The sequence below is a fragment of the Candidatus Electronema sp. PJ genome (assembly GCF_048287395.1).
GTDB lineage: Bacteria > Desulfobacterota > Desulfobulbia > Desulfobulbales > Desulfobulbaceae > Electronema.
Window position 1 is genome coordinate 1 of the sequence record NZ_JBLWEO010000084.1, and the last position, 5,909, is coordinate 5,909.

Consider the following 5,909-nt stretch of genomic DNA (forward strand, 5'->3'; position numbering starts at 1 on the left):
CAGGACTTTATCTCGGAAACGTATGGTGATTGAACATATTTTTCGCAAACTCAAAGTGTTCCGTATTTTGAGTAAACGGTATCGAAACAGGAGAAAGCGTTTTGGTCTCCGCTTCAGCTTGATCGCCGCCGTCTATAACATGGAGCTAACAATTGCTTACGGATGACTTATGCAAGAGGCCTATTCCAAGTCAGAATGAATGCTTTTGCGGGCTGAAAGTTTATGCTATGATGACAGAATCAGGAATTCCTGCGGAAATTTTTCTGTCTCCAGGATCATATGCCGACGTTAATTCTCTTTATGATTTTTCTTTTCCTGTTTCTTCAGGAAGCGTTATTTGCGGAGATAGGGCATATAACGCCTATGACATTAAAAACGAGATTTAGCAGTTAGATATTTATCTAAATCCTGTCAAAAAGAGAAATTCAAAAAGAAAATATGAGCTATTTTCAGAAGATGGAGCCAGATTCATCCGAAAGCGCGATCGAATCGCGCATTCAGTGTCATCACTCAAAGATTTCCAGCGCATATTCATGCTGTCACCTCGCATGGCTTTGAATTGAAGGTTTTTCTTTTTATCTTGGCTTACGGCATTGAAAAGGCAATGTTACAGGTCACAACTTAGGTTACCATCTAAGATGCTCATAGATTCTTACGGGAGATAGCGTTGGCGATAACCTGAAAGACTACCGGGCAGTGTAAGATGCGCATTTGCCCTTGTCAACAGGAACAATCTTGCCTTTTCCTGCCCTTCAGGGTATGAAGGGAGAAAAGGCGTGACGCATCCCGCCCATCGCCTACCGCCGCCAAGGTGCTTTCATGAATGCCATTGCCCGTGACGGTAGAGTGACCGTCACCATTCCCGATGCCTATCGTCAGGCATGGGATGATAAGCTGGTGCGCGTGATCGTGATTGTTGACGAGGAGCTTGCGCCAGCAAAGCTAAAGTCTTTCCTGCTGACACGCTTGCAGGAGATGAAGATTGACGGTACTGCCGACTTTGCTGAGAATATTGATGCCTACCTGAATGGCGAGAAATCCCGCCGCGCTGACCTTTGACCGCCACTTCGAGCAAGCTGGCTTTCGCTGCGCTGAATAACTGCGCCGCGCCAAGGTCAAAAGCCGCATTCCTTCTTTCCTTCAACCATCGCAATCGCCTCCCATGCCTGTTCATCCCTTTGATTATCAAATCAACCCGCATGTCTTTAGCACACCGGAGCTGGAGGCCCTGTTTGACGAGCAAGCCGTGTTCCAACGCTGGCTCGATTTTGAGGCGGCTCTTGCTGAAGCGCAGGGCCGGCGCGGCCTGATTCCGGTAGCGGCGGCAGCGGAGATCAAGAGCAAGGCCAAGCTCGAACGCCTTGATCTCGACAGCGTGCGTCAGGGCTACAGCAAGAGCCGCAACTCGGTGGTGCCGCTGCTTGGCGGCCTGCGCCGCGCCTGCGCGGACGGCGCGGGCGAATATGTTCATTACGGCGCGACCACGCAGGACGTGCTCGACACTGGCCAAGTTCTGGCTTTGAAAGAGACGCTGGCGATTATTCTCCGCGATTTGCTGCGTTTGGAAGATGTCTGCCTTGATCTTGCTGTCAAGCACCGGGCCACGCCGATGGCCGCACGCACGCATGGGCAGCAGGCTCTGCCGACCACGTTTGGCCTGAAGGTTGCGGTGTGGGCGGCGGAGATACAGCGGCATATACAGCGGCTGCAGCATCTGCAAGGCACGGTCTGCTGCGGACAATTGAGCGGCGCGGTCGGCACATACGCAGCGTTGGGCGAGCAGGGCATCGAAGTCGCCAAGGAGACGATGGAGCTGCTTGGTTTGACACACGATCCCCTGTCCTGGCACACCGCCCGCGACCGTGTGGCCGAGCTGGCTTCGGACTTCGCCCTGCTGTCCATGACCTTAGCCAAGATTGCCAACGAAATATATCAGCTGCAAAAGACGGAGCTGGATGAGCTGCGCGAGCCGTCCTTGTCCGGCGCAGTGGCAAGCAGCACTATGCCGCATAAGCAAAACCCGGTGCTCTGCCAGCGCATTGTCGCCTTGAGCAGGCACGTGCGGGCATTGAGCGGCACGGTCATTGAAAGTATGGCCCATGAGCATGAACGTGACCCACGCTGCCTCTGGGCCGAATGGCTGGCCATGCCGCAAATCTGCATCTACACTGGCGCATCCGCATCCTCGCTGCTCCAGATTCTCAATGGCCTGATCGTCCGGCCTGAGCAGATGCTGGCCAACCTCCATCGTCAGAAGGACCTGATCGCCACCGAATGGCTGCTCTTCCGGCTCGGCAAGATTGTTGGCAAGAACAAGGCGATGGACAAGCTGCACACGCTGGCTGCCGCTGCCGCCGAACAGCGGATCAGCCTGAAAGAGGCCGTGCTTGCGGACAATGAGCTTGGCAGCGTGTTCCATGAGGAGGAGCTTGCTCCGCTTGATAGCCCGGAGCAGTACGTCGGCAGCGCGGTTGAGCTGGTGGACAGGACGGTGGAGGAGCTGCGCGGAAAAAGGCGGCAGCAATTGGAAAAAACAAAGGAAGATAACTGATCTTCAATTCAACGCATGGAGAAAAAGAAGATGGTGCCGAACACGACGATGCCAAAGCATCTGAAGGAGCAAGTTGACCGTGAGCTTGAGCGGGGAGAGAAAATTAAATGGATCGGCTTGCCAACGCCACGTTTTTTCACTGCGGCATCGCTATCTTCCTTTCTATTTGCCATTCCTTGGACTACATTCGCCTTATTCTGGACATTCGGAGCGTCAGGATTCAAACTTCCAGATTTCAGAAGGGGATTTAGTTTCTTTCCTCTACTATTTGGCCTTCCATTTGTTTTGATTGGGCTTGGATTGCTTTCCAGTCCATTGTTGGCGTACAGGAAGAGCCTGAGAACAGTTTACGTTGTCACTGATCAACGAGCCATTATTTTTAATGGCGGCTGGTCAACAACAATCTACAGCTACCCTCCTGACAAACTTCAAAATATCTATCGGAAAGAAAATCGGAACGGCACAAGCGATCTGATTGTTGCTCATCGAGCATGGCGGGACTCAGATGGAGACAGCCGAACTGAGAAAATAGGTTTCCTTGGCATCAGAGATGCAAAACAGGTTGAAAAGATGCTCAAGGAACTTGCTGGAAGATCATGACCTCCTGTCCTGAGTAGGCATCCTTTCCCCTTTCATTAGAGGCTAACATCATGGCGACATTTCCTTATTTTCCCAAAAACGATTCCGCTCCGTCCGCACCTGACAAGATCACTTTGAAGCACCAATCGCGAACAGTCACGATGGACGAGATCAATGAGAGGGTCGTGGCAAAGTTTCCCGAGCGCGATCCTGATGAAATCCGTCACATCCTGAAACTGATTAGCGAGCGGCGTTTGGAGCTGCTTGTATCCGGCACAGACATTGTCATGGATGACGGCAGCTATTGGACGCTGGATGCGGATCGCCGTACTATTCTTATTTGCATGCCCGAAGACAAGAAATGAGCAGCGGTTGAAACCGCTTCCATCCTGCTGTGCAGCGGCAATCTTCTTTGCCCTATCCTGCCGCACGGTCAATAGCAACCACATTCTTGCCCGTAAAACTCGACCGTGCATAGGAGTTCAACTCACATGCACGATTGAGTTTTCCACCCTCCTGCTTATCCTGCCCAGAGATTTTCTTATTGACAAAATTGTCACTGCTGCATACACTGGCTAACAGATCATTTATGCTCGCAGGACTCTCTTTATTATTCTGTGAGATCAGAAAGCTATATCTTTTCCTGCTGCGCTAACTATAACCTGAGGCCCCTTTCATCCGATCTTGTCCAAGCTGTTTGCTTCTGGTGCTGAGAGCCTCATGTACATGACCTTGAGAACTTCATGCACATGACTTTCAGAGCATCATATGTATGACTCAGAGTGCTTCATGTATATGACCTTGAGAACATCATGTACATGAGTCTGAGCAAGGTAGGGCACGGCCTCCGCGCCAAAAACAAAGGCAGAGCAAATTTGATGCACGCAGCGCATCCTATAACCTGATACATCTTCTCTAATACACCATGACCACTTGCACACCCCTTAGTCACATCATTGATTCCAGCTTCTATTCTGGTGGCTATACTACCCCAGAAGCACGCCAAGTTTTCTGTGATATACGTCGCTATCAACGCTGGTTAGATGTCGAAGCTGCCTTGGCAAGAGCGATGGCTGGGCTTGACATCATTCCAGCCACAGCCGCAGCCAATATCGAACAGAATGCCCAGATTAGCCTGTTCAACCTGGACGAGATCAAAGCTGGCTTGAAGCTGACCAACCATTCGCTGATGCCCCTGCTCGCAGCACTGCGCAAGGCTTGCGATAAGGAAGCAGGCCAGTTCATTCACTTTGGCGCGACGACCCAGGATATTCAGGACACAGCCCAAGTTTTGGAGCTGCGCGATATCATCCACATTGTGGAGCGCGACCTGCACAGCATTCTTCGCCTGCTCATTCAGAAGACGGAGCAGTATCAGGACTTAGTAACTATAGGCCGCACCCATTGCCAACATGCCCTGCCCACGACCATGAGCTTGAAAATGGCAGGCTGGTTAGATGAAGTCTGGCGCAGTTTTGAGCGGCTCCAGGCCATGAAAAAGCGCGTGCTGGTCAGCCAGCTTTTTGGGGGGGTGGGCACGATGGATGCCTTTGGCGACAAGGCCCTGCCGTTACTGGCAGACTTCTCAGTCCGCTTGGAACTGGCTGCCCCAAATGTAGCCTGGCACGCCTCTCGCGACCGTTTCGCCGAATACCTCTCTGTGCTTGCTCTGATCTCTGGTTCGCTGGCCCGGATTGCCGATGAAATCCGTTGTCTGGCGCGCAATGAAACTGGGGAGATGGAAGAACCTTTTCACATGGGCAAGATTGGCAGTAGCACCATGCCCCACAAGCGTAACCCAGAACTATGCGAGCAGGTTGTGGTGTTGTCCAAGCTGATCAAAGCACAAGCCATGCTGGGTTATGACGGCTTACTCTGCGAGCACGAACGTGATTACCGGTCTGTGCGCTTAGAATGGGCTGCGCTCACCGATGCGTCGCTTTATACCTGCGGCTTATTAAGTATGATGCAGCATATTCTTGCTGATATGACTGTGCATGAAGAGCGGGTGCGAGAGAATGTGCTTCGGGCAGCACCGCTCATCTCCAGCGAGGCCCTGATGTTCTTTATTGGCACGAAGATTGGCAAGGAAAATGCCCATGCCCTGGTCTATAATGTCTCAATGGAGGCTGTGGCCAGCAATCGACCGGTGTTGGATCTCTTGATGCAGGTGCCAGAAGTGGCAAATAATTTTCAGCGCGAGGAGATCGAGCAGGCTATTCTGCCGGAAAAGCATATCGGCATGGCTAAGGAATTGAGTAGCCGGACAGTTGCCTTTGTCCAAGACAGGATGCAGGAATTAGGTGACATTCCCGCAGAGTATAACCAACGCTGCCCGCTCTGCGCTGAGGGAGAGGAGAACTGCCAGATGCGGTGTTAATTGGCAAGGGTAATTCCCAGCCATTGCCACCCGTTTCCCCTGCTTGGCAAGTCGGTAAGCAAGGAGTTGTACTCGGCAGGAGAGGAGTTTTGCCGAGTTGGAAAGGAATTCGGCTAGGCAACAAAGGAGTTTGGCCGACTAGCAGAGGATTTTTGCTTGGCCGCACTCCTTTGCTGTTTGGCCGGAAAGGAGTGCAAAGTCGGCAAGAAAGGAGTTTGGCTTGGCCAGAAAGGAGTTTGGCCGAGTTGGAAAGGAGTTATATAGCTGTAGCGATATAAAATGATCATATTATATCGTTCTGAAAAAGCTCCTCAACCGAGCATCGATATTTTTTTCTGAGAGCTTTTGCCTGCGCCCATTTATGCTCAATCGGATTAAGATCAGGAGAGTAAGGTGGCA

The 5,909-nt window shown here is 51.7% G+C and carries 7 protein-coding genes; all 7 read left to right on the top strand.

Annotated elements, in window-relative coordinates:
• Positions 1-166, top strand: a 166-nt coding sequence (locus ACNKIB_RS13630) for a transposase (RefSeq protein ID WP_417911125.1), incomplete at its 5' end; no start/stop codon positions are given.
• Positions 167-819: 653 nt separating this feature from the next.
• Positions 820-1,059 carry a hypothetical protein gene (locus ACNKIB_RS13635; RefSeq protein ID WP_417911119.1) on the top strand — a complete coding sequence of 80 codons (240 nt, stop codon included), beginning with the start codon at positions 820-822 and terminating at the stop codon, positions 1,057-1,059.
• 103 nt (positions 1,060-1,162) lie between these two features.
• Complete coding sequence (gene purB, locus ACNKIB_RS13640; RefSeq protein ID WP_417911120.1) at positions 1,163-2,551, top strand: adenylosuccinate lyase; 1,389 nt, start codon at positions 1,163-1,165, stop codon at positions 2,549-2,551.
• A 15-nt stretch (positions 2,552-2,566) separates the two neighbouring features.
• The gene (locus ACNKIB_RS13645; RefSeq protein WP_417911121.1) at positions 2,567-3,151 is read left to right on the top strand and encodes a hypothetical protein; all 585 of its coding nucleotides are present in this window, start codon (positions 2,567-2,569) and stop codon (positions 3,149-3,151) included.
• A gap of 50 nt (positions 3,152-3,201) precedes the next feature.
• Positions 3,202-3,495, top strand: a complete 294-nt coding sequence (locus tag ACNKIB_RS13650; RefSeq protein WP_417911122.1) for a hypothetical protein — start codon at positions 3,202-3,204, stop codon at positions 3,493-3,495.
• A 7-nt stretch (positions 3,496-3,502) separates the two neighbouring features.
• Entirely contained in the window at positions 3,503-3,709 is a 207-nt protein-coding gene (locus ACNKIB_RS13655; protein WP_417911123.1) for a hypothetical protein, read from the top strand.
• Positions 3,710-4,055: 346 nt separating this feature from the next.
• The gene (locus tag ACNKIB_RS13660) at positions 4,056-5,510 is read left to right on the top strand and encodes a class-II fumarase/aspartase family protein (protein ID WP_417911124.1); all 1,455 of its coding nucleotides are present in this window, start codon (positions 4,056-4,058) and stop codon (positions 5,508-5,510) included.
• The last annotated feature ends 399 nt before the right edge of the window (positions 5,511-5,909 follow it).

Coding starts and splice junctions, on each gene's coding strand:
- ACNKIB_RS13635 (WP_417911119.1), top strand. CDS start 820: ATGAATGCCATTGCCCGTGACGGTAGAGTGACCGTCACCATTCCCGAT.
- purB (WP_417911120.1), top strand. CDS start 1,163: ATGCCTGTTCATCCCTTTGATTATCAAATCAACCCGCATGTCTTTAGC.
- ACNKIB_RS13645 (WP_417911121.1), top strand. CDS start 2,567: ATGGAGAAAAAGAAGATGGTGCCGAACACGACGATGCCAAAGCATCTG.
- ACNKIB_RS13650 (WP_417911122.1), top strand. CDS start 3,202: ATGGCGACATTTCCTTATTTTCCCAAAAACGATTCCGCTCCGTCCGCA.
- ACNKIB_RS13660 (WP_417911124.1), top strand. CDS start 4,056: ATGACCACTTGCACACCCCTTAGTCACATCATTGATTCCAGCTTCTAT.